Source organism: Sinomicrobium weinanense (assembly GCF_018863395.1).
GTDB classification, from domain to species: domain Bacteria; phylum Bacteroidota; class Bacteroidia; order Flavobacteriales; family Flavobacteriaceae; genus Sinomicrobium; species Sinomicrobium weinanense.
The window spans coordinates 80304-99002 of sequence record NZ_JAHKRR010000002.1 but is presented as its reverse complement, the minus strand read 5'-3'; the positions used below and the strand labels follow the sequence as shown (position 1 = coordinate 99002).

At 46.5% G+C, this 18699-nt stretch carries 16 protein-coding genes and 1 other RNA gene; 3 read left to right on the top strand and 14 right to left on the bottom strand.

Translation table 11 applies throughout. The features are described 5' to 3' along the window. Positions 1-14 precede the first annotated feature (14 nt). The 13 genes from KN811_RS06115 to KN811_RS06055 all read right to left on the bottom strand — a co-directional run bounded on the left by KN811_RS06115 (position 15) and on the right by KN811_RS06055 (position 14792). On the bottom strand, positions 15-239 hold the full coding sequence (locus KN811_RS06115; protein ID WP_187964469.1) for a DUF6095 family protein: 225 nt from the start codon (positions 237-239) through the stop codon (positions 15-17). A gap of 16 nt (positions 240-255) precedes the next feature. Beyond that, complete coding sequence (murQ, locus tag KN811_RS06110) at positions 256-1074, bottom strand: N-acetylmuramic acid 6-phosphate etherase (RefSeq protein ID WP_187964470.1); 819 nt, start codon at positions 1072-1074, stop codon at positions 256-258. A 129-nt stretch (positions 1075-1203) separates the two neighbouring features. Next, the gene (locus tag KN811_RS06105; RefSeq protein WP_187964471.1) at positions 1204-2970 is read right to left on the bottom strand and encodes a DNA polymerase III subunit gamma/tau; all 1767 of its coding nucleotides are present in this window, start codon (positions 2968-2970) and stop codon (positions 1204-1206) included. 255 nt (positions 2971-3225) lie between these two features. Next, positions 3226-4041, bottom strand: coding sequence for a prohibitin family protein (locus KN811_RS06100; protein WP_187964472.1), 816 nt, complete (start codon positions 4039-4041; stop codon positions 3226-3228). A gap of 89 nt (positions 4042-4130) precedes the next feature. Then, the gene (locus tag KN811_RS06095) at positions 4131-6152 is read right to left on the bottom strand and encodes a vWA domain-containing protein (protein ID WP_187964473.1); all 2022 of its coding nucleotides are present in this window, start codon (positions 6150-6152) and stop codon (positions 4131-4133) included. A gap of 31 nt (positions 6153-6183) precedes the next feature. Then, positions 6184-6930 carry a 3-oxoacyl-[acyl-carrier-protein] reductase gene (gene fabG, locus KN811_RS06090; protein ID WP_187964474.1) on the bottom strand — a complete coding sequence of 249 codons (747 nt, stop codon included), beginning with the start codon at positions 6928-6930 and terminating at the stop codon, positions 6184-6186. A gap of 454 nt (positions 6931-7384) precedes the next feature. Next, positions 7385-8257 carry a succinate--CoA ligase subunit alpha gene (sucD, locus tag KN811_RS06085; protein WP_187964475.1) on the bottom strand — a complete coding sequence of 291 codons (873 nt, stop codon included), beginning with the start codon at positions 8255-8257 and terminating at the stop codon, positions 7385-7387. Between the two features lie 146 nt (positions 8258-8403). Beyond that, positions 8404-9351: a UDP-3-O-(3-hydroxymyristoyl)glucosamine N-acyltransferase gene (locus tag KN811_RS06080; protein ID WP_187964476.1), complete on the bottom strand. Its 948-nt coding sequence runs from the start codon at positions 9349-9351 to the stop codon at positions 8404-8406. Positions 9352-9378: 27 nt separating this feature from the next. After that, positions 9379-9945, bottom strand: coding sequence for an elongation factor P (gene efp, locus KN811_RS06075; protein WP_187964477.1), 567 nt, complete (start codon positions 9943-9945; stop codon positions 9379-9381). Positions 9946-10029: 84 nt separating this feature from the next. Continuing rightward, positions 10030-10815: an acyl-ACP--UDP-N-acetylglucosamine O-acyltransferase gene (gene lpxA, locus KN811_RS06070; protein WP_187964478.1), complete on the bottom strand. Its 786-nt coding sequence runs from the start codon at positions 10813-10815 to the stop codon at positions 10030-10032. Between the two features lie 60 nt (positions 10816-10875). After that, on the bottom strand, positions 10876-12285 hold the full coding sequence (locus tag KN811_RS06065) for a bifunctional UDP-3-O-[3-hydroxymyristoyl] N-acetylglucosamine deacetylase/3-hydroxyacyl-ACP dehydratase (RefSeq protein WP_187964479.1): 1410 nt from the start codon (positions 12283-12285) through the stop codon (positions 10876-10878). Next, positions 12278-13306, bottom strand: coding sequence for a UDP-3-O-(3-hydroxymyristoyl)glucosamine N-acyltransferase (lpxD, locus tag KN811_RS06060; RefSeq protein ID WP_187964480.1), 1029 nt, complete (start codon positions 13304-13306; stop codon positions 12278-12280). Before lpxD ends, KN811_RS06065 begins: the two co-directional genes overlap by 8 nt. Before the next feature lie 259 nt (positions 13307-13565). Beyond that, complete coding sequence (locus KN811_RS06055; protein WP_187964481.1) at positions 13566-14792, bottom strand: HD domain-containing protein; 1227 nt, start codon at positions 14790-14792, stop codon at positions 13566-13568. 223 nt (positions 14793-15015) lie between these two features. Between KN811_RS06055 and porX the strand changes: the two genes are divergently transcribed. From porX to cysM, 3 genes are all read left to right on the top strand, one after another. Beyond that, entirely contained in the window at positions 15016-16563 is a 1548-nt protein-coding gene (porX, locus tag KN811_RS06050; RefSeq protein WP_187964482.1) for a T9SS response regulator signal transducer PorX, read from the top strand. A 10-nt stretch (positions 16564-16573) separates the two neighbouring features. Further along, positions 16574-16981 carry a tRNA (adenosine(37)-N6)-threonylcarbamoyltransferase complex ATPase subunit type 1 TsaE gene (gene tsaE, locus KN811_RS06045; RefSeq protein ID WP_187964483.1) on the top strand — a complete coding sequence of 136 codons (408 nt, stop codon included), beginning with the start codon at positions 16574-16576 and terminating at the stop codon, positions 16979-16981. Between the two features lie 210 nt (positions 16982-17191). Next, complete coding sequence (gene cysM / locus KN811_RS06040; protein WP_187964484.1) at positions 17192-18079, top strand: cysteine synthase CysM; 888 nt, start codon at positions 17192-17194, stop codon at positions 18077-18079. A 63-nt stretch (positions 18080-18142) separates the two neighbouring features. On the opposite strand, the gene rnpB is transcribed toward cysM, so the two are convergent. Then, an RNA gene (gene rnpB, locus KN811_RS06035) (RNase P RNA component class A) lies at positions 18143-18462 on the bottom strand. Between the last annotated feature and the right edge of the window lie 237 nt (positions 18463-18699).

Below are 18699 nucleotides of genomic sequence, written 5' to 3'. Positions count from 1 at the left end.
GGAGTTGTGTTTTTTCAGTCCCCGAAAAAGGATCGCATCATCATCTTCAGGCTTATAAAAGCCATAACGATCGCTCCTATCCCGGCCAGAAGGCCTATGATGAGCACAGGCCAGTAAAACGCGTGTTCCTGGTTTTTGAACGCCTGGTAGATCACTATGGGGGCCGTAAACATCAGGATCACGGTATAGGCAAAATATTTCAGGCTTTTTAAGAGTAATTTCCGGTCTGTCCTTCTCAAATCTGGTGATTTTCGGTTATTTTTCAGCTTGATATGCTTTTATGGCATTCCTTACGTTTTTGTGCTTTTGTAACAGGGCCTCAGCTTCTTCCCTGGAAACCTGAAGCTCCTGCATGATCATTCTTACACCGCGGTCCACCAGCTTAATGTTGCTGAGTTGCATATCCACCATCTTGTTGCCTTTTACCCGGCCCAATTGGATCATGGAGGTCGTAGAGATCATGTTCAGAATGAGTTTCTGGGCAGTTCCGGCTTTCATACGGGAGCTCCCGGTGACAAATTCGGGGCCAACAACAGCTACTACGGGATATTCTGCAGTCAGGGCCAGGGGACTGTTCTCATTGCAGGTGATACACCCTGTTAAGATCCCGTTCTTGTTGCACCGTTCCAGGCCTCCTATAACGTAGGGTGTGGTCCCTGATGCGGCTATGCCTATAACCACATCATCAGAAGATATATCACAGGCTTTAAGGTCTTTCCATGCCTGTTCCTTGCTGTCTTCGGCAAATTCCACTGCTTTTCGTATGGCAGTGTCCCCTCCTGCGATAAGGCCTATGACCAATTGTTCCGGCACTCCATAAGTCGGAGGGCATTCGGAGGCGTCGAGTATGCCCAGCCTTCCGCTCGTGCCTGCACCGATATAGAAAAGGCGGCCGCCTTTCTTCAGCCTTATCACTATTTGTTCTACCAGGGCCTCTATTTGAGGAATGGCCTTTTCAACGGCCAGGGGAACGGTTTTATCTTCCTTATTGATGTTGTGTAAAAGTTCATTTACCGTCATTTTTTCCAAATCCCGGTAATTGGAGTCCTGTTCCGTGGTCTTTACGAAATTCATTTTATTTCAGTGTTCGAGTATTTGAGTGCCCGGTATTCGGGTGATCTCAGGTTTTATAATTCAATTTCTTTCGTGGTCTTTTACCAACTCGAATACAGGTATACCCGTATACAGATTTACCGATAATATTCAAATGTCCAGATCAAATTCCGAGCGTAGCATGTCGATCATCGGGTTGGTTTCGCGGAGTTTGGCATACTTTTCCTGAGGGGTAAAGGCATATTTTCGCTCTATAGTTTCGTTTACCGTGACCTGAAGGCTTATAAAATGATTGTGCAACTGATCCTTGAGGTATTCCATTAATGGAAACTGTTCCCTTTCTACTTCCTTTTTCATGGTGTCGTTGGGGAGCTCGATCCAGATGGTATTGCTGTTTTTTAGTTTGGGCCTGTCTGTGGCCAGGTTGGAAGCTATGATCTTTTTTCCTTTGTCATTCATCTGCTTTACATAACTGTCCCAGGCCTTTTGCATATCTTCTTCGGTAAAGGGTTCCCGTGGCAGGCTGGATTCGTCTATCCTGGTCTCTTTTTTGTTCTTTTCCAGTTCCTTTTTGGCCTTTATACTCGACAGGGACAGGCCGGAAACGCGCTTTTTTCCGATTTCGATAGGGGAGGTAGGTTGTCGTTTTTCCTCTACGGCGGGAGGGGTGGTTTCTGTTTTTTTAGCAGGGGTATCTGTATGGGGTTTCGAGGCAGTAACCGGAGTTGTCTCATACGTGGACACGGGTTCTGCGGCCTGCGAAATTGTGGAAGACGAAGTCTTGTCCTTGTGCTCTGTGGCCCTTTTATCCCTGAAAAATGCGGGAGGGATTATGAAGGGAGTGTCATTTTTTTTTTCTCCATCGAAAGTGATGGAGGCGAGTTGCATAAGGCAGAGTTCTGTAAGTAACCGTTGATTTTTGCTCGTTTTGTAGTTCAGGTCACAGGTGTTGGCCAGCTCTATCCCTTTCATTAAAAAAGGGACCGATGCTTTGCGCGATTGTTCGAGATAGCGCTGTTTGGCGTCACTGCCCACTTCGAGCAGCGGAATGGTAGCTTCGTTCTTACAGACCAGCAGGTCCCGGAAATGTGAGGCAAGCCCGGCGATAAAATGATGCCCGTCAAATCCCCGCGCCAGCGTTTCGTTAAAATCGATCAGCAGTTGGGGAATATTGTTTTCGAGGATAAGGTCGGTGGCTTTGAAATAGGTATCGTAGTCGAGTACGTTCAGGTTTTCGGTAACCGCCTGCCTGGTGAGTTTTTGCCCGGAAAAACTCACGACCCTGTCAAAAATCGAAAGGGCGTCGCGCATGGCTCCGTCTGCTTTCTGGGCAATGATGTGCAGTGCGTCGTCGTCGGCCTCTATACCCTGGTTTTCCGCGATATATTTTAAGTATTCGGCTGCATCCTTTACGGTAATGCGTTTAAAGTCGAATATCTGGCAACGGGAAAGAATGGTAGGGATGATCTTGTGTTTTTCCGTGGTAGCCAGGATAAAGATAGCGTGCTTCGGAGGCTCTTCGAGTGTTTTCAGGAAAGCGTTGAAGGCCGCTTGCGAGAGCATGTGCACCTCATCTATGATATATACCTTGTATTTTCCGCTTTGAGGAGGAATGCGTACCTGGTCTATAAGGTTCCGGATATCGTCTACGGAGTTGTTGGAAGCTGCATCGAGTTCAAAAATATTGAATGCAAAGTCTTCTTCCGGGCTTTCCTGGCCGTCCTGGTTGATCTTTTTGGCCAGGATACGGGCACAGGTAGTCTTTCCCACACCTCTGGGTCCGCAAAAAAGAAGGGCCTGTGCCAGGTGATTGTTTTCTATGGCGTTTAGTAACGTATTGGTAATAGCCTGCTGCCCCACAACATCCCTGAATGTCTGAGGGCGGTACTTACGCGCCGAAACCACAAATTGCTCCATAGAAAAAACTTTACGACACAAAGATAAAAATTGCGATCATATTTCGGGCAGCTGCGATTGAATTTTGCAGGGAGTTGTTAACAAAAGGAGGGTTTGAGGTTTCAAGTTTCAGGTTGATGTTTTGCTTCGGATTATATTGTTTTACGTTTTCCTTCCGAATGTTCGTTTTTTGCAGAATGCAAAAGCAAACTTTAAACCTGCCCTTTGGTTCTGCTCAGGGATCAAAACCTGCAACCTGTAACCTCAAACCAACCACTACTGATTTCCAAGGATAATAGGCATACCGTCATTTCCGGCTCCTATGACAATAACTTTGGAATTCTGGGACTTAGAAAGTTCCACGGTGGCCTGAATGCCTTTTTCCTGGAGTATTTTGTCGGTCAGGGAGGCGCTCAGTATCCTGTTGGCAGCGGCCTTACCTTCGGCTTCTATGCGTTGGCGTTCAGCTTCCTTTTCGGCTTTTTCCAACCGGAACTCATATTCCAGGGTCTCCTGCTCCTGTCTTAATTTTGTTTCTATTGCAGTTTTGATCGTAGGAGGCAGGGTAATATCGCGAACCAGGACCTCGTTTAATTGTACGTATTGTTTGTCCAGTATTTTCTTGGTCTCATCAAATATCTCTTCCTGGATGGCATCTCTTTTGGTAGAGTACAATTGTTCCGGGGTGTATCTGCCTACCACACTTCTGGCTGCCGACCGGATGGCCGGGAGAATAACATCGGTAATATAGCGTTCTCCTTTTTCCTGGTGCAGCAGCCCCAGTTTTTCCCTGACGGGCTGATGCCAGGCCGTGGCATCCAGTCCTATCTGTAATCCGTTGGAGGAGAGTACCTGCATTTTTTCGGAAAGCTCCTGTTGCCTTACATTGTATACGTATACTTTGTTCCAGGGGAGCACCCAATGGAAACCTTCGCTCATGGGAGGTTTATCTGTAACGACACCACCACCGAACGTCCTGTACAACACTCCTGCTTTTCCCGGGGCTATGGTAATTGTTGATTTTACAATAAGAATAATCAAAAGTATAACACCAATGATCACGGGTAATCCTAATTTGGGCAATCTGTCCATGTTTTTAGTTTAACGGTTTATATTTAGTTTGGTTTTTAAAGCCTGAATTTGCGGCTATATCGTTTATCTTGTGGATAGATGCTGTTCAATTATACGAGTCCACGGTACTTTCTGAGGAACCATTCTGCAGTAAGGAACAGGGCAATGAGGAACAGCAATATTTTCCAATCTACTAAAGGTACGGTATTTTCTTTACTTTTCTGAACAGGTTTAAAACGTTCATCTTCCATCAGCCTGGTTTTCAGGTTTTCGATGTCAGTGTGGTAAAATACCTTTCCGCCGGAGTTTCGGGCCAGTGTTTGGAGTTTGCCGATAGCTGCGCTTCCGTATTGCTGCTCTATGTCAAATTCCAGTATGCGGAATTGTCCCGAGCGTTGTATGTTTTCGCCTTCCACACGGACGGTGAAGGTATATTGCCCGGCTTCAAGGTCGCTGAGATCGGCTTCGTAATAATTATTGCGCAGGAGCATGGGGTAGGTCCTTCCGGAGGTATCGCTTTCTTTTTTCACTGTTATGCGCAGCGAGGCCTCCGGGTTAAACAGGTAGTTCCTGTCAAAATATTGTGCAGTGACGGTCACCGGGGAACTTCCGTCGTAAAAGGTTTCGTAATCGGTTTCCAGCCGGTCCCTTTTCTGGTTGGAAGCGAGATAAAAGATGAGTTTGCCGAGAAACTTGTCAAACTTTTCATTATTCTTGTTTTCCCGGTAGTCCTGCATTCTCCATTTCCAGATATCCTGTCCCAGGAGCACGGCACCCCTTTTATGATCTTTTTCTACGGTAAAGAGCAACGGGGTTTCGGTAGGGACTCCTTTTACTTTCTGATATAAGATCGTTTCATAAGGGGCGTTCAGGTCTATATCCCCGAAAGTTACCTGAAGGGGAGGGTAGTGAGAGAAGCCGATGTTGTCCGTAGCAAATATGGAATAGCTCTCGTTGTAACTTCCCTGTACCTCTTCTGTGAGATTGCTTTTCTTTTTGGAAAAAATATCCTGTGCCCGGTTGAGAAAATCCCAGTCCGTGTTCCTGCCGGTGATCGTAAAAGTGTTCTTTCCGATCTTCGAAAGCTCACGCAATACATTGGCGAAGGAGGCATTGGGCTGATAGAGGATAACAAGCTGAAAATCGTTGAGCTTGTTTATGTTGAGATCGGGTTTGCTAAGGGTTACGGTACGTTCTTCATTGGATTCAATACCTCGTTTTAAGGCCCCGATGTCGGGGTGGGGCATATCGGAAATGATAAGCACTTCCGTCTTCTGATCTATGACCTCGATACCGAATGCCTTGTGGTTGTTGCGGGTATTCCTTTCGTTTTCCAGGGGAAGCACCTCAGCCCTGAAGGTCAGTACGCCCCTGGTTTCGGCGTCGAGATGGGTCTGTATGATCTCCGATCTGTGCTCCGGGGAAAAATGCACTGCTTTACGGAACAGGGTGCGATTGCCGGATAAGATACGGAAAGTGCTGTTTACCGGGGCTTCCCCGTCATAATTAAGGATAACTTCTACCGGGAATTTATTCCTGAAATAGGCATACCGGTTGACGTTGAGCCTGGATATCTTCAGGTCATCGTAGGTGGCCGTGTCTCCCAGGGCGACCGGGAATACGGGGGTAGGGTAGTTCAGGGAAGTGTAAGTGTAATCCTCTCCATAGGTTTGGTTACCATCAGTGATGACGATAGTGGCGGTGTTTTTGCCCCTGTAAATATCTTTAAGGGAGGACAGGGATTCACTCAGGTCTGTCCGGCCTTCCCCAAAGGTGAGGGCACGTCCGTTTTTCAGAGTTTCCCCGAAAGTGTAGTGGTCTATGGAAAACCGTTCTTTTAGCTCCTGGTCATTTTCCAGGGCGGTAAGGATATCATTTACTTTTTCCTGCTGTTCCAGGAAGGCTATGGAAGAAGAATTGTCTGTAAGGATGGCCAGGGCTGGATTTTCCTGGTATACGGTAACTTTTTTGAATTTGGGGTTGATAAGGAGCAGGAGTATGGAAAACACAGACAGGAACCGCAAAAAAGCAAAAAGCAAGTTTCCTTTTGACTTGCCTTTTGCTTTTCCGTATTGGAATATTGCTGCCAGTAAGGCCAATATTCCTGCCAGAATGATATATAAAACAGACATTTTGTAGGTTTAGTTGGCGAGTATACTCGTTTTACGTGAGCATTCCACCATCTACCTGGAGCACCTGTCCTGTGATGTATGCACTGAGGTCAGAGGCCAGGAAGAGGCAGGCATTGGCTACGTCTTCGGGGGTTCCGCCCCGTTTGAGTGGTATTTCGTTCCTCCATCCCTGTACGGTCTTTTCGTCCAGTTTGGCTGTCATTTCGGTCTCTATGAATCCGGGTGCTATGGCATTGCAACGGATGTTCCTCGATCCGAGTTCCAGGGCAATGGATTTGGTAAAACCAATGATCCCGGCCTTGGAAGCTGCATAGTTGGTCTGCCCGGCATTACCTTTGACACCCACTACCGAACTCATGTTAATGATAGAGCCGTTGCGTTGCTTGAGCATGGTTCGCTGTACGGCCTTGGTCATGTTAAATACAGACTTGAGATTGACTTCAATGACCTTGTCGAAATCTTCTTCGGAAATACGCATCAGGAGGTTGTCTTTGGTGATCCCGGCATTGTTGATCAGGATATCGATACTCCCAAATTCTTTGATCACTTCTTCTGCCAGTTTTTGTGCATCGTCAAAACTGGCGGCATTGCTTTGGTAGCCTTTGGCCTTAATTCCCTCGGCAGTGAGTTCTTTTTCCAGTTCTGCGGCAGCTTCGGCCGAAGCGCTGTACGTAAATGCAATATTGGCTCCCTCCCGGGCAAAAGCCTGTGCAATACCTTTTCCAATTCCCCTGCTTGCACCGGTAATGATAGCTGTTTTTCCTTCTAAGAGTTTCATCTGTTTGTCAATTTGTAACGGTTGCTGATATAAGGCTTCAGGACATATAACGCATTGCTGACCGGATGTTATGGCCTTATGTTATATGCCGGGAGGCCTTACCTCTATTTCTTAATATTATTTTTGTGGGACTAAGGAGGTAGTTAAAAAGTCCTATCCCACGTCATGCTGAACTTGTTTCAGCATCCCATTCCACTGATCGGACGATCAGTATGAGAACCTGAAAACACTTCGATTGTACTCAGTACAGGCAAGTTCAGGCTGATGTAAAGATCACTTTTTAACTACCTCTTCGTTCTTTGCCCGATAAGCAAAGTCCAAATATAGCAAATAGAAACAGGACAAAACAAGAAACCCCATCAATTTAGCGGGGTTTGGGCGCAAAAAAAATCCACCAGCTCATATAACTGGTGGATTTACAATATTTTATAATTGTTTGCTGTTTTAGCAATAATTACCCGATGACTTCAGCTACTTTTTTGCCGATTTCCGCCGGAGAGTCTACGACGTGGATGCCGCATTCCCTCATGATGCGTTTTTTAGCTTCGGCAGTATCGTCCGCACCTCCTACGATGGCTCCGGCATGCCCCATAGTCCTTCCTTTGGGGGCAGTTTCGCCGGCGATGAATCCTACTACGGGTTTTTTATTGCCGTTTTCTTTGACCCAGTTGGCGGCGTCAGCTTCGAGTTGTCCGCCTATTTCACCGATCATTACGATACATTCGGTTTCGGGGTCGTTCATCAGTAGTTCCACGGCTTCTTTAGTAGTGGTCCCGATAATGGGATCGCCGCCAATACCGATGGCTGTGGTGATACCCAGTCCCTGACGGACTACCTGGTCTGCAGCTTCATAAGTAAGGGTCCCGGACTTGGACACAATGCCCACGTTTCCTTTTTTGAATACGAATCCGGGCATAATGCCTACCTTGGCTTCTCCGGGAGTGATAACTCCGGGGCAGTTAGGGCCGATAAGCCTGCAATCCTTGTCTTTTATATAGTTGGAAGCCGTGATCATATCGGCTACCGGAATACCTTCGGTAATGGTGATGATCACTTTGATCCCGGCATCTGCAGCTTCCATGATAGCGTCGGCGGCAAAAGCGGGCGGTACGAAAATGATAGAAGTATCGGCACCTGCTTTTTCAACAGCATCTTTAACTGTGTTAAAAACAGGACGGCCCAGGTGTTCCTGGCCTCCTTTTCCGGGAGTTACCCCGCCTACCACATTGGTTCCGTATTCGATCATCTGTTCGGCGTGAAAAGTACCTTCACTACCGGTAAAACCTTGTACAATTATCTTTGAATCCTTGTTGACTAAAACACTCATTATACTTTAATTTTTAATAGGCTATGCAAAAATAGGGTTTTATGTGAATTATCCGTTACGGTTTGCTGTTTATGTTTGCGGCCCGGGGTTATTTTTTTTGTTGCCGGTTTCCGGCTGTTAGTTTGTTAGCTTTCACCGACCACAGATTACTGATCACCTTCCCTTGGGTTTAGTTTTTCTATGATATCCGGAATTTTACGGATGGATGCCAGTTCCTTATATTTTTTACGTGCCTCTTCGGCGGGATATCCGAAATAAGTGGTGTGGCCTGCCAGGGACTTGCTTATGCCCGATTGTGCCAGTATCACGGCTTTGGAACCTATGGTTATACCGCTGGTCATACCGACCTGCCCCCAGATGGTTACTTCATCTTCAATGATTACACAGCCCGCGATCCCGGTTTGGGAGGCAATGAGGCATTTCTTTCCGATCACCGTGTCGTGGCCTACGTGCACCTGGTTGTCGAGTTTGGCGCCTTTTTTTATAATAGTGCTGCCTGTAACGCCCTTATCAATGGTGCAAAGTGCACCGAGGTCTACATGGTCTTCGATGACCACCCGGCCTCCCGAGATGAGCTTGTCGAACCCTTCGGGCCTGTTTTTATAATAAAAAGCATCTGCTCCCAGTACGGTACCTGCATGTATGGTCACATAGTCGCCTATCACGGTATTGTCGTAGATGGTGACATGAGGATGTATAACGCAGTGATCTCCTATAACAACATTGTTCCCGATAAATACATCGGGCTGTATGATGGTGTTTTTTCCGATAGTGGCGGAGGGGGCTATGGTAGCCACCGCTTTTTCGAAAGGGCGGAAATAATTGGTAAGCTTGTTAAAATCGCGGAAAGGGTCGTCCGAAATGAGCAGGCCTTTACCTTCGGGGCATTCCACCTGTTTGTTGATCAGGATCACTGTAGCGGCAGAGTTCAGAGCCTTGTCATAATACTTGGGATGGTCTACAAAGACAATATCCCCGGGTTCCACGACATGGATCTCGTTCATGCCATACACAGGAAAATCCTCCGGGCCTGCAAAGTCACAGTCCAGAATGGTCGCTATCTGTCGTAGCGTGTGTGCCTGTGGAAATTTCATATGTTGTTTTCCGTTTGTGAGCGGTGGTTATTCCTTTACCCGTTCTACGTAAGTTCCTTTTTCGGTCTCCACCTTTATTTTGTCACCTTCGTTGATAAAGAGTGGAACGTTAACAATAGCCCCGGTCTCCATGGTTGCCGGTTTTGTGGCATTAGTAGCGGTGTTTCCCTTTACGCCGGGTTCGGTGTGGGTAACTTCCAGGATCACGTGAGAAGGCATCTCTACTGAAAGCGGTAAACCGTCCTCGGTGTTGAGAAGCACACTAACCACTTCGCCTTCCTTGAGTAATTCCGGGCTGTCCAGGATGCTTTTTTGCAGGGAGATCTGGTTAAAGTCTTCCGTATGCATAAAATGGAAAGTGTCTCCTTCGGGATACAGGTATTGAAAACCGTGGGTTTCCACGCGGACATCTTCGATCTTGTGCCCGGCAGAAAAGGTGTTGTCTATAACCTTTCCGGTAGTAACACTTTTTAGTTTTGTCCTTACAAATGCCGGCCCTTTACCGGGCTTGACATGTAAAAATTCCACGACCTTAAATATATCGTGATTGTACCTGATACATAATCCCTTTCGTATATCTGACGTTGATGCCATATCTTTTGATTTTTAGTTTTTTAGTTTTTGGAGCTTTTAGTTTTGGAGGAATGTAACTCATCAACTCCCAAACTCGTCAACTCTTTACCCGGCGTTGAAATATCCTTTCATAATACCTCTTTGCGAATCGCGTATGAACTGGAGTATTTCATCCCTTTCCGGTGTGGCTTCCATTTCGGCCTCGATGATCTCGATGGCCTGGGTATTGTTGTAATTTCTCTGATAGAGTATCCGGTATATGTTCTGTATTTCACGGATCTTTTCGGAAGAGAAGCCCCTTCGTCGCAGTCCTACGGAATTAATACCTACATACGACAGGGGTTCGCGTGCTCCCTTGACATAAGGCGGAACATCTTTTCGCACCAGGGAGCCCCCGGTAACAAAAGCGTGATTCCCGATGGAGCAGAACTGGTGTACGGCTGTCATTCCAGCCAGTACAACATAATCGCCCACATTAATATGCCCGGCGAGTGTGCTGTTGTTGGAAAATATACAATGATCTCCTACAATACAGTCGTGCGCAATATGGCTGTATGCCATGATAAGACAGTTGTTTCCGATTTTGGTCTTCATCCTGTCTACCGTACCGCGGTTGATGGTCACACATTCGCGAATCGTGGTATTATCGCCTATTTCTGCAGTGGTCTCTTCGCCCTCGAATTTCAGGTCCTGTGGAGTGGCAGCGATCACCGACCCGGGGAAAATATTACAGTTCTTACCTATTCGGGCTCCTTCCATGATGGTTACATTAGAGCCTATCCAGGTTCCTTCGCCTATGACCACATTGTTATGGATCGTAGTAAAAGGTTCGATAACCACGTTCTTGGCTATCTTGGCTCCGGGATGTACGTATGCTAAAGGTTGATTCATGTGTGTCGATTGTGTTGATAATTAAAATGTGAACCGGGGGGACACATCATTATCATTTACTTATTCATTTTTAACTTTTACTATTTGTGCCATCATTTCGGCTTCTGTGGCCAGTTTGCCGTTGGCGTAGGCATATCCCTGCATATGGCAGATGCCTCTTCGTATGGGGGATATCAATTCCAGTTTAAATACCAGGGTATCTCCCGGGCCTACCTGTTGTTTGAATTTAACCTTGTCTACCTTCATAAAGAAAGTAAGGTAGTTCTCCGGGTCGGGTACGGTACTCAATACCAGTATACCACCTGCCTGGGCCATAGCCTCTATCTGAAGTACTCCGGGCATTACAGGTGCTCCGGGGAAATGACCCACAAAGAACGGCTCGTTCATTGTAATGTTCTTAACCCCTACGACATGAGTATCCGAGAGTTCGAGTATTTTATCTACCAGCAAAAACGGCGGACGGTGCGGTAATTTTTTCATGATATCCGTGATATTCATCAACGGTGGTTTGTTCAGGTCGAACTGGGGGACCTTGTTCCGTTTCTCGATCTTGATGATCTTGGAGAGCTTTTTGGCGAACTGGGTGTTTACGAAATGTCCGGGTTTATTAGCGATGACCTTACCTCGGATACGTGTTCCTACCAGGGCCAGGTCCCCGATGACATCGAGCAGCTTGTGCCGTGCCGCTTCATTGGGGTGATGCAGGGTAAGGTTGTCCAGGATGCCATTGGGCTTTACGGAAATGGAATCTTTGTTAAAGGCCACTCTCAGTTTTTCCATCGTTTGCGGGGAGAGTTCCTTGTCTACATAAACGATAGCGTTATTGAGGTCTCCGCCCTTTATCAGCCCGTGTTCCAGGAGAGTTTCGATCTCGTGGAGAAAACTGAAGGTCCTGGCATCGGATATTTCCTTTTTAAATTCCGAAAGATGTTTTAGCGTAGCGTTCTGCGTGCCCAGTACTTTGGTGCCGAAATCCACCATGGTGGTCACCTGGTACTCGTTTGCCGGAATGACCGTGATCTCGCTTCCGCTCTCTTCGTCGGTATAAGAGATCACATCCTTTACGATATATTCTTCCCTTTCTGCATCCAGCTCCACAATGCCCGCACTTTCGAGGGCTTCTACGAAATATTTGGAAGAACCGTCCATGATGGGAGGTTCGGGGGCGTTGAGTTCTATCAGTACGTTGTCTATCTGCAGTCCTACAAGAGCTGCAAGGACGTGTTCGGAAGTGTGTATCCTAACTCCTTTTTTCTCCAGGTTGGTACCTCTTTGGGTATTGATCACATAGTTGGCGTCAGCTTCGATTACAGGGCTTCCTTCCAGGTCTATACGCTTAAAGGCATAGCCGTGGTCTTCCGGAGCGGGTTTAAAGGTCATGGTCACTTCGTGCCCTGTGTGCAGGCCAACTCCCTGTAGCGTAACTTCTTTTGCAATAGTACGTTGTTTAACAACTTTATCACTACTCATTGTCGTTCCGTTTTTTATCTAATTGGTGAATGGTTTGTACTAATTTGGGCAGATTTTTAAAATGTACGTATGATTTATTGAAATCTCCATAACTTATAGCCGGAGACCCCTGCAGTACTTCATCATCCTCAATATTCCGGCCTATTCCGGATTGAGCCTGTACTTTTACCCGGTTTCCTATGGTGATGTGCCCAACTATGCCTACCTGCCCCCCGATGATGCAGTTCTTACCAATTTTGGTCGATCCTGCAATACCGGTCTGAGCGGCTATTACGGTATTTTCTCCTATTTCCACATTGTGGGCGATCTGGATCTGATTGTCCAGTTTAACACCCTTCCTTATAATGGTAGAACCCAGGGTGGCCCTGTCTATGGTAGTACCTGCTCCTACATCGACATAGTCTTCCAGGATAACATTCCCGGTTTGAGGCACCTTGGAATACGTGCCGTTCTCCTCCGGGGCAAAACCAAACCCATCTGCACCTATAATAACTCCACCATGGATAATACAGTGATGGCCTATGACGGTCTCCGAATAGATCTTGGCCCCTGCAAACACCACAACATTGTCTCCTATGGAAACATTGTCGCCGATGTAGGCATTAGGGTAAATTTTGCAATTGTTGCCTATACGAACGTTTTCCCCGATATAGGAAAAAGCGCCCAGGTAGATGTTTTCGCCATAACTGGCGGAATCGGAAATAAAGGAAGGTTGTTCTATTCCCGTTTTGTTCATCTTTACCTGGTTGTAGTATTCCAGTAATTTGGAAAACGATTTATAGGCATCTTCTACTTTTATAAGTGTGGTGAAGAGGTCAGATTCCGCTTCAAAATCTTTGTTTACAATAGTAATGGAAGCCCTGGTGGTATAGATATAAGGTTTGTACTTGGGGTTGGCAAGGAAAGTGAGGTCGCCCTCAGCGCCTTCTTCTATCTTGGCCAGATTGGAGACTTCCACATCGGGGTCTCCTATAATGTCCCCTTCCAGTATGCCCGCTATTTGACTTGCTGTAAATTTCATTCCTGCAAAAGTATAAAATTTCGGTTTATTGTGTGTGGTTTATGGTTTCAGGTTTCAGGTTTCAGGTTTCAAGTTTCAGGTTTCAGGTTTGAATTGATAGTGTTTTTCTGAGGTAAAATACTGTAAATTAATAAGTAATGTTCGTTTAACTGGGCTTTGCCATAAACAAACTTCGTACTTCTTATCACACCCCACCTGTAACCCTAACCAGGTACTTTATACTTTGTACTTTGTACTTCGTATCTCGTACCTCCAACCTCTAACTTTGTTTCGGATAGCAGATATAATATTTGGTTACCAGTTTAGACAACGCTTTTATATTAAGCAGGTCCGAAGCCTTTACCACATCCGATTTCTTTCCTGTTTTCATAAGGATATGGATGTTTTCCTTGTCTGTGCTGTAAGCGAGGTTCTCCACTTCGCCCGTAAATACGAAATAACGGGCCACTTCATCCGGAACACTGTGTTTTTCGATAAAAAGGTCTGTGTGTTTCTTTAATTTTTTGTCCGAAAAAGGCTTTTTCCTGAACTTTATCTTCAGCAGGTCGCGGTTCAGCAGCATGGCGCACAGATTAGAGAGTACAAAGTCCTCATGGAACTGCCATTCCTTCATGGCCGATATGATGTCGTAGTCGTCCAGCCTTGAAAAAATATCGAGTACGGAAGCGTTGAAATCCTGTATTTCCACTTTGTTTTTCAGGAAGTATTCCAGTGCGCTGCTAGCTTTCAGGTCAGTGCCTTCCGATACCAGTTCCTTGGCCCGCTTCAGCACCCGTATGAGAAGTTGTTCTGCCGCAAGTCCCGTTTTGTGGAGGTAGGCCTGCCAGTACATCAGCCGCCGGGCTACCAGGAATTTTTCTACGGAATAGATGCCTTTTTCCTCTATGGCCAGTTCGTTGTCTACTACGTTGAGCATGGTTATCAGCCTTTCAGAATTGATATTGCCTTCGGCTACCCCGGTATAAAAGCTGTCTCTTTTCAGGTAGTCGGTACGGTCAATATCGAACTGGCTCGAAATGAGCTGGTGCATGAATTTCCGATGATATTCGCCCCGGAACATCTGGATAGCAAGCGTTAAACTTCCGTTAAATGTACGGTTCAGCTCTTCCATAAAAAGCAGGGATATCTGCTCGTGGCTTACCCCGCTCACAATACTGTGTTCCATGGCATGGGAGAAAGGACCGTGACCTATGTCGTGCAATAAAATGGCAATGAGCAGGGCCTCTTCTTCCTCTTCAGAAATGTCAACCTTCTTAAAACGAAGGGTTTGTACTGCTTTTTGCATAAGGTGCATACAACCCAGGGCGTGGTGAAAACGGGTGTGGTGCGCTCCCGGGTACACCAGGTAGGAAAGCCCCATTTGCGAAATTCTCCGCAGTCGTTGAAAATATTTGTGTTCGATAAGGTCAAAGACAAGGGTGTTGGGTATGGTAATAAATCCGTAAATTGGATCGTTAAATATTTTGAGCTTGTTAGTATGATTCATCTATATAGAATTTCGTAAACTTTGAGTTTTGCACGATTGTATATCAGTTAGTAATTATCTTTGCCTGTTAAATGCCCGTTATGGGCTTTTATATGTTTATTTTTGGCCCGTGCTTCGGCCTTAGCCCGTCCTGAGTCCGGCGAAAGACCCGGCAACCAGAGATCATTTCCCCGTCTTAACATGAATTGAGGAATGAATTAATGCAAAATACAAATATACGGATATGAGCAACATAAAAATACTGTGGGTAGACGATGAGATCGATTTGCTGAAACCGCACATTCTTTTTCTGGAAAACAAGAATTACGCTATATCGACCTGCCAGAGTGGGGCAGACGCCCTGGAAGATATTGACAGCAACAATTACGACATTGTTTTCCTGGACGAAAACATGCCCGGGCTCACCGGTCTGGAAACCCTGACAGAGATCAAAGCAAAGCGGCCCAACCTTCCCGTGGTGATGATCACCAAGAGCGAGGAGGAATACCTCATGGAGGAGGCCATTGGCTCCAAGATCGCCGATTACCTTATAAAACCCGTTAACCCGAACCAGATATTACTTTCGCTGAAGAAAAACCTGGACCATTCGCGGTTGGTGTCAGAAAAGACTACGGCCAATTACCAGCAGGAATTCCGGAAAATAGCGATGGACATGGCTATGGTCAATTCTTTTGAAGACTGGGCAGACCTGTACAGGAGATTGATATATTGGGAGCTGGAACTCGAGAATATTGAAGATATCGGGATGGTGGAGATCCTGGAGTCGCAGAAAACGGAAGCCAATACCCAGTTTGGCAAATTTATCGAAAAAAATTACCCGGACTGGTTTTCGGACGATGCCGGTCCTGTGATGTCACATACTTTATTCCGGGAACTGGTGGTGCCCGAACTGCAAAAAGATATTCCGACGCTGCTCGTGGTCATAGACAACCTGAGATACGACCAATGGAAAGCCATAGAGGATGCTACTAATGTACATTACAAGACAAAAAGCGAAACACCCTATTTCAGCATCCTTCCCACGGCCACACAATATGCCCGGAATGCTATTTTTTCCGGACTGATGCCTGCGGAAATGGAAAAGCTGTACCCGAAGTTGTGGAAGAACGACACGGACGAGGGCGGTAAGAACCTGCACGAAGCCGATTTCCTGAACGAGCAGATACGCCGCCTGGGATTGAATATCAAGTGGGAATATCACAAGATATCCAGCTTAAAAGCAGGCAGGCAACTGGTGCAGAATTTCAAATCACAAAAAGACAACGACCTTACGGTGGTGGTGTATAATTTTGTGGATATCCTTTCTCATTCCAAGACGGAAATGGAAGTGATCAAGGAGCTGGCTTCGAACGACAAAGCCTATCGCTCCCTGACCCAAAGCTGGTTCAAGAACTCGCCCCTGCTGGAGATCATACAGCAGTCGCAGCGGCTCGGCTTTAAACTGCTCCTTACCACAGACCACGGTACGATAAATGTTAAGAACCCATCTAAAGTGATAGGGGACAAGGAGACCAGCCTTAACCTGCGTTATAAGACGGGGAGGAGCCTCTCTTATAACAACAAGGATGTCTTTGCCGTAAAAAAGCCGAAGGATGCACACCTGCCGTCCATCAATATGAGCAGTTCCTTTATTTTTGCCAAGGAAGACCTCTTCTTTGCATATCCCAACAATTACAACCACTATGTGAGCTATTACCGGAATACATACCAGCACGGAGGGATATCGCTCGAAGAGATGGTTATACCTTTTGTAGTGATGGAACCCAAGTAATTAATGCTGAATGAAGAAAATTAGCTATACCCTGGCTGAGATCGATGCAGTGGCCCGGCAGCTCCTGGACGAGGTGCCGGACAAGACCCTGTTGTTCCACGGTGTGATGGGTGCAGGAAAGACCACCCTCATCAAATCCCTGGCGCAGCAGTTAGGAGTGCGCGATATGACCAGCAGTCCCACTTTTGGCCTGGTCAATGAATATGTAGGAGATAATGGCTGCGCCGTTTATCACTTTGATTTTTATCGTATAAAAGATGAAACTGAAGCGCTGGACATCGGTATTGAAGATTACCTGTATGCCGATACCTGGATCTTTGTGGAGTGGCCCGAAAAGATCGAAGGCCTGCTGCCGGAAGAAGCAGTGCATATTTATATTACTGAACAGCCGGATGGTAACAGGGAGCTCTCTTTTTGAATGTGAGAGGGGGAGAAAGTGAGAAGGTGAGATGCGGATAGGGAGATATTATAAGTTACCATAAATATTGCCCAGCTAAAAACTACGAAACTTTTTCAGGAAAATAATGGTACTTTTGTTGGATAAAAATTCCGTTTCGCGGATTTCCGAACCTATTTTTCCAGATACTCTATGGGAAAAGAAGGGAATAACAGATCAAACCCGAAAGACATGTACAAAACCTTACTCGACAATATAGGAAACACTCCTTTGGTGGCAGCCACCACCCTGGTAAAAAACAAGAACATCACCCTTTTGCTGAAGCTGGAAGGCGATAATCCGGGAGGCAGTGTAAAGGACCGGGCGGCCTATAACATGATAAAAAGTGCCCTGGAACGAAAGGAGATATCCCCGGAAACCAGGCTTATCGAGGCTACAAGTGGCAACACCGGTATTGCCTTGGCCATGATAGCAGGGCTGTTTAAGCTGAACATCGAACTGGTCATGCCCGAAAATTCCACAAAAGAAAGGGTGCAGACCATGCGGGCCTATGGAGCCAAAGTAACCCTCACGCCCTCGGATATTGGTATAGAAGGGGCAAGGGATTATGCGGAGAAAAAGGTCCGGGAAGAAGGCTATGTGATGTTCAATCAGTTTGGCAACGAAGATAACTGGAAAGCGCATTACAAGACTACGGGACCGGAAATATGGAGGGACACCGAAGGAAAGATCACCCATTTTGTTTCGGCCATGGGGACCACGGGGACGATCATGGGGACATCGACCTACCTGAAAGAAAAGAACCCGGATGTCCGTATTGTGGGAGTGCAGCCAACGGATGATTCCAGTATTCCCGGGATAAGGAAATGGCCCGAGGAGTACCTTCCCAAAATATTCAACCCCGCCAAGGTAGATGAGATCATAGAAGTGAGTGAGGCCGAAGCTGCAGACATGGCCAGGCGCCTGGCCCGGGAAGAAGGCATATTTGCCGGGATGAGCAGCGGAGGAGCTGTCTGCGCCGCCCTGAAACTGGCGGATACTCTGGATAAAGGAGTGATCGTAGCCATTATCTGCGACCGTGGCGACCGGTACCTGTCTTCCGACTTGTTTGAGGTGTAAAAGTGAGAAAGTGAGAGGGTGAGAATTTTGACCTACTCTCACTTTCTCACCCTCTCACTTTCTAAAAAAAGCAGGCCTGTAAGCCGGATTCTGTCGAGTCTTATCATTTATCTGGGATACCGGTTGCCCGGCATCTCTAACCGCCTACCCTCCGGCATCCGCTGTGAGCGAGTCGGGCGCGCAACCCTCAAATGCCGGTTTACATGGCGTTGCACCGCGTAGAGTTTACCTGATTTCACTACAGCATTACCTGTACATCCTTTCTGTTGCACTGGTCCTCTCCGCCTTGGCGAAGGGCGGGTGTTACCCGCTACGCTGCGCTGTGGTGTCCGGACTTTCCTCACCCCGGAAAGAGACCGGGGCGCGATAAGATGGCCTGCGGGGTAAAAGTACGAACATTTTAACTAACTAAGGTGGTAAAGTTTCAGGTTTCAGGTTAGAAGTTTAAAGTGTTCTGTAAAAGGTAGGTGTTCAGAGGTAGAATGCAGATTATGGCAAGAAAAATGTAGATTGCAGATCTGAGAATGTAAACTGCTGATTAAAAAATGTTAAATGTAAATGCCCGAATATAAACCAAAAAGGAAAAAATACAAATTGTAACTGATGGGACGTAAACTGTG

Bases quoted from the DNA above. Each gene is read 5' to 3' on its own strand.
- murQ (WP_187964470.1), bottom strand. From the start codon at position 1,074: ATGAATTTCGTAAAGACCACGGAACAGGACTCCAATTACCGGGATTTG.
- KN811_RS06105 (WP_187964471.1), bottom strand. From the start codon at position 2,970: ATGGAGCAATTTGTGGTTTCGGCGCGTAAGTACCGCCCTCAGACATTC.
- KN811_RS06100 (WP_187964472.1), bottom strand. From the start codon at position 4,041: ATGGACAGATTGCCCAAATTAGGATTACCCGTGATCATTGGTGTTATA.
- KN811_RS06095 (WP_187964473.1), bottom strand. From the start codon at position 6,152: ATGTCTGTTTTATATATCATTCTGGCAGGAATATTGGCCTTACTGGCA.
- fabG (WP_187964474.1), bottom strand. From the start codon at position 6,930: ATGAAACTCTTAGAAGGAAAAACAGCTATCATTACCGGTGCAAGCAGG.
- sucD (WP_187964475.1), bottom strand. From the start codon at position 8,257: ATGAGTGTTTTAGTCAACAAGGATTCAAAGATAATTGTACAAGGTTTT.
- KN811_RS06080 (WP_187964476.1), bottom strand. From the start codon at position 9,351: ATGAAATTTCCACAGGCACACACGCTACGACAGATAGCGACCATTCTG.
- efp (WP_187964477.1), bottom strand. From the start codon at position 9,945: ATGGCATCAACGTCAGATATACGAAAGGGATTATGTATCAGGTACAAT.
- lpxA (WP_187964478.1), bottom strand. From the start codon at position 10,815: ATGAATCAACCTTTAGCATACGTACATCCCGGAGCCAAGATAGCCAAG.
- KN811_RS06065 (WP_187964479.1), bottom strand. From the start codon at position 12,285: ATGAGTAGTGATAAAGTTGTTAAACAACGTACTATTGCAAAAGAAGTT.
- lpxD (WP_187964480.1), bottom strand. From the start codon at position 13,306: ATGAAATTTACAGCAAGTCAAATAGCGGGCATACTGGAAGGGGACATT.
- KN811_RS06055 (WP_187964481.1), bottom strand. From the start codon at position 14,792: ATGAATCATACTAACAAGCTCAAAATATTTAACGATCCAATTTACGGA.
- porX (WP_187964482.1), top strand. From the start codon at position 15,016: ATGAGCAACATAAAAATACTGTGGGTAGACGATGAGATCGATTTGCTG.
- tsaE (WP_187964483.1), top strand. From the start codon at position 16,574: ATGAAGAAAATTAGCTATACCCTGGCTGAGATCGATGCAGTGGCCCGG.
- cysM (WP_187964484.1), top strand. From the start codon at position 17,192: ATGTACAAAACCTTACTCGACAATATAGGAAACACTCCTTTGGTGGCA.